The organism is Neorhizobium sp. BETTINA12A (genome assembly GCF_023006485.1).
GTDB lineage: Bacteria > Pseudomonadota > Alphaproteobacteria > Rhizobiales > Rhizobiaceae > Neorhizobium.
In genome coordinates this window covers 1-686 of sequence record NZ_JALBGW010000356.1, presented here as the reverse complement: position 1 = coordinate 686, position 686 = coordinate 1, and the positions used below count along the sequence as shown (strand labels likewise).

General features: G+C 68.2%; 2 protein-coding genes. Both read right to left on the bottom strand.

All coding sequences use genetic code 11. The features are described from left to right. Nucleotides 1–120: 120 nt before the first annotated feature. Complete coding sequence (locus MOV61_RS30525) at nt 121–471, bottom strand: zinc-binding dehydrogenase (RefSeq protein WP_309493886.1); 351 nt, start codon at nt 469–471, stop codon at nt 121–123. After that, on the bottom strand, nt 464–686 hold a 223-nt coding region (locus tag MOV61_RS30520; protein ID WP_309493885.1), incomplete at its 5' end, for a zinc-binding dehydrogenase. The genes MOV61_RS30525 and MOV61_RS30520, both read right to left, overlap by 8 nt.

Sequence of the window (686 nt, the reverse complement as noted above, 5' to 3'; positions counted from 1 at the left end):
CGGTCCCGCTTTCGAGATAGCCGCATGCGATCGCCGGCATGCGCCGCCGTGCGATCCACGCCAGAGCCTCGATCGTCGCCGCGTTCGCGAGCCCGAGCCGAATCATGGATCAGTCTCCGCCTACCATTCGGCGCATATCTTGCCGAAATGCGCGCCGCTTAGTTGGTAGCGAAAGGCGTCGGCCAGCTCTTCGAAGGCAAAGCTCCTGTCGATGACCGGCCGGATGCCGGTCACCTCCAGCGCCGTCACATAATCCTGCTGATCGCGCCGGCTGCCGACGATCAGCCCCTGGAGCCGCGCCTGCTTGCGCATCAGCTCCATTGTCGGCACCTGCCCCTCGCGCCCGGTGAGGACACCGATGAGCGCGATATGCCCGCCGACGCGCACCGCCGCGATCGATTGCGGCAGCGTGCCCGGCCCGCCGATCTCGACGACATGATCGACGCCGAGACCGCCGGTCAGATCACGCACCGCGGGGCCATTCGGGCATCTCGCGGTAGTCGAGGGTATGATCGGCACCGAGCGCTGTGAGGCGTTCGCGCTTCGCGCCCGAGGACGAGGTAGCGATCACCGTCGCGCCCATCGCTTTGGCGATCTGAAGCGCGGCGATCGAGACGCCACCGGTGCCCATGATCAGCACTGTCGCGCCCGCGCGCAGCCCGCCGTCGACGACGAGCGCGCGCCAC